1 protein-coding gene and 2 pseudogenes are annotated in these 3,505 nt (G+C 64.9%); all 3 read right to left on the minus strand.

Going from position 1 to position 3,505, the window contains the following annotated elements; all coding sequences use genetic code 11:
- Positions 1-166 (minus strand): annotated as a pseudogene (locus PV419_RS52690) (integrase core domain-containing protein); the annotation flags it as partial.
- A gap of 106 nt (positions 167-272) precedes the next feature.
- Entirely contained in the window at positions 273-2,075 is a 1,803-nt protein-coding gene (locus PV419_RS52695; RefSeq protein WP_319701215.1) for a reverse transcriptase domain-containing protein, read from the minus strand.
- 534 nt (positions 2,076-2,609) lie between these two features.
- A pseudogene (locus PV419_RS52700) lies at positions 2,610-3,389 on the minus strand (IS481 family transposase); the annotation flags it as partial.
- Positions 3,390-3,505: the final 116 nt, after the last annotated feature.

The raw sequence follows: 3,505 nt of genomic DNA on the forward strand, positions 1-3,505 counted from the left end.
TGTACTGACCCGTGAGGTTGGGGACGCGGCTGGCGGGTGGCTGGCCCTTCAGTGCGGTGTGTCCGCGGTGGTGATTGTAGGTGTGCAGCCAGGCGGGGTATGCCTCGCGTCGTTCCTGCTCGGAGCGGTAGGGGCGGGCGTAGGCCCATTCGTCGAGCAGGGTGCGGGTAGGGTCGGCCGAGCGGCGAGGTCCCTGCTGGGCAGGGCCTTTTCCGCTCGGCCTCCCTCCGAACCGGACGGGCCCGCTTTCCGAGCATCCGGCTCTCTAGTGACTACTGCGTGAGCGTCGTGTTCGGCTTCCCGCTGTGGATGCGCTCGTGACAGGCGCCGCAGACCACGAGGGCCTTGCGCCGGCGCCTGGCCATGAGGTTCACCCAATCGGGGGGTGGCCCGTCCACTCGGCTGAGGTCGTTGAGTGACCGGATGTGGTGAACCTCCACCTCGCCAGTCTGCTCACAGATCTCGCACCGATTTCCCTGAAGTCGACGGATCAACTTCTTGTGGGGATAGACGGGGCCTGTCAGACGGTCGGTCAGTTCCGCCGTCTTCTGCCGTTTGAGGGGAATCCCTCCGAATCGGGCCACCAGTTCCTTCCTGTTGTCCCGTGGCATACGAGCCTCGAAACAGGTGCGCGGCCCGTAGGGCGTCTGGATCTTGGCCTTGAAGCGGGCCGCCATCTTCGACACCGTCGAGCCGTGCTTTCGTGCCAGGGTCCGGAGCATGGAGGTCTCCATAACCCAGCGCAGCCGGTGAAGTCGGAAAACGTCACCGGCCATCAGGTAGTACTGGACGACGCCCCGGTACTCAATGGCGAACTTCCCGACAATGACATGATCGGTCTCATTCACGAGTGAGTTCCGGCAGGCGGGTTTTCCGCCTGCCATGTAAGGGGCGGACTTGGCCTTGATCACGTCGACGGGCACGTGCAGGACGATCGTCCCGTTGAGGGATCGGCGGTTGCGCCGGTCCGTCGCAGACGGCCGTCGTGTTCTGCGGTCCGTACTCGCCGTCGATATCTCGTAGCCGAGGAACCGGGCCCTGCCTGTCCGGGCATGGGTGATCAGCGTTTTCTCTTGCGACAGTTCCAGTTTGAGGTCTTCACGCAGGAACGTCGCCAGACACCGTTTGATTTCTTCGGCTTCAGCTTTTGGCCCGACAAACCCGAGGAGGGTGTCGTCGGCATAGCGCACGTATCGTAGCCTCCGATAGTCGGGATCGTTGGGATCCTGGCTGGGGAGGCGGTGCAACCGCTTGTAGAGCGACCGCACTTCGGCGCGGTCACCTTTGCGGCGGGCACGTGCGATTGCCGATTCCACCCGGCGGTATTCCGTGCTGCGTGCCCGGAGCCTGCCTCGTGTGTATTCCGGGATCAGTGTCTGCTCGACGTAGATATCCAGCTTGTGCAGGTAGATGTTGGACAAGACCGGTGAGGCCACGCCGCCTTGCGGGGCTCCGCTCAACGTCGTGTGCCAGGTCCAGTCCTCCAGATATCCGGCCGTCAGCATGTTCCGCACCAGCCGCAGGAACCGGCTGTCATGGACCTTCTCGCCCAGGATCCGGAGCATGACCTCATGGTCGAGGCTCCCGAAGCAGTCGGCAATGTCGCCCTCAACAAACCAGGTCGTCCCCGTCCAGGTGTTGACCACTTCGCGGAGTGCGGTGTGGCAGCCTTTCCGAGGCCGGAATCCGTGGGACCTGCCGGAGAAGACCGGTTCGTAATACGCCTCCAGTAGGAGCCGTACCACTTCGCCGACCAACTTATCCGACCAGGTAGGCAGGCCGAGAGGCCGAGTCTTCCCGCTCTGTTTCTTCGGGATATGTACTCGCCTCGCAGGGCGGAACCGATAGCGCTCGTGGCGCATCGCATCAATGATGCGGTTGATCCGGCCCATCGACATGCCATCCACGGTCTCCTGCGTGACCCCTGGTGTCATCGCCCCCTTGTTGGAGTAGATGCGCCCGTAGGCCAGCAGATATAACTGCGGGTTGAACATCTGTCGAAACAGTTCCTCACACGGCAGACTGCGCCTGCCGCGCTCACGCAGGACACCCAGCACCGTTTCGGCGCTCTGCATTTCGCATACCTCCCGACTTCGGGTGTCCGATCACCTGGCCCCCTTCGCCCGATGCGGACGGCTTTCCCGTCCTCCTTGGCCGGTCGTGACTCCGGCGACTACTACGGGGCCTCCGTCGCCATGGGGCTCGCGCCCGTTAGGCGATCCCACGTTCGTCTCTGCCGCACGTCATAGCGTGACTTAGGCGCCCCACTCATCTCCTTGAATGCCCTCACTGGGCATCGCTCCTGGCCCCGAGAGTTGCGGAGTCCGTTCAACGCGAACTCCGCAGGGCTGGCGCCGGTTTCGGGCGTCTTTCCGGCGGATGTGAACTTCCATCTCCTGGAGATTGGGATTCAGGCAGTCAAGCCTTCGCCATATCACGCGGGCCTTCCCAGCACACCGTCCCTGACGCCTGGACCCGGCTGCTGGTTTCCTGGCATGCTCTGGTCCCCTTCACCTTTCGGATCTAGGTAAGCCATTAGGCCCAGGAACCTCCTCTCGATTTCCTCCCGGCTATGCCGGGGATGCGGCAGAGCGCCTCGTGGCGCACTTGAAGCGTTCGACTTTGCCGTTGGTCTGCGGCCGGTAGGGCCGGGTTCGCTTGTGGGTGATCCCGGCCGAGGCCAGCAGGTCACCCCAGTCACGTGAGCGGTAGCAGGAGCCGTTGTCGGTCAGGACCCTCTCGACGGTGATCCCGCAGGAGGTGAAGAATGTCTGAGCGCGGGTCCAGAAGCCGGTGGCGGTCTCCTTTTTCTCGTCGGTGAGGATCTCGCTGTAGGCGAGGCGGGAGTGGTCGTCGACGGCGGTGTGCAGGTAGCTGTAGCCGGCGTTCTTGCGGTTCTTGCGACCCGCCTGGCGACCCAGCGTCTTGTGCCCGCCGCCGTCGGGGATGTTGCCGAGTTTCTTGATGTCGACGTGCACCAGCTCGCCGGGCTTGTCGCGTTCGTAGCGGCGTATCGCCCGGCCGGTGGCCCGGTCCAGGTGGGTGAGGCGGGCCAGGCCGAATCGGGTCAGGACGCGGTGCACGGTCGAGGGCACCAGACGCAGCAGGTGGGCGATGCGGGCCGGGCCCCACCGGCGCAGGACGCGGATCTTGATGATCCGGCGTTCGGTGCGTGTCGGGGTGCGGCGCGGGCTCGTGTGCGGCCGCGAGGAGCGGTCCGTCATCCCGGCCTCGCCGGACTGCCGGTAGCGATCCGCCCATCGCTGGGCGGTGGTCGGGGAGACCTGGAAGCGCTCGGCGGCCCGGCGCAGTGTCCAGCCGTCCTCGACGACGCAGCGGGCCAGACGCAGACGGCCGGTCTCGGTCAGGGGTGCATTACGGTGGGGCAAGAGGGCCTTCTCGGTGCTCGGTGGAGATGTCGCAATCCACACCGAAGCCGGAAGGCCCTCACCCGTTCAAGAGCACCAAGCCGTGCCGTCCGTCACCAACCTCCGTGGACAGAACA

This window comes from Streptomyces sp. ME19-01-6 (assembly GCF_033793745.1).
GTDB lineage: Bacteria > Actinomycetota > Actinomycetes > Streptomycetales > Streptomycetaceae > Streptomyces.

Bases quoted from the DNA above. Each gene is read 5' to 3' on its own strand.
- PV419_RS52695 (WP_319701215.1), bottom strand. From the start codon at position 2,075: ATGCAGAGCGCCGAAACGGTGCTGGGTGTCCTGCGTGAGCGCGGCAGG.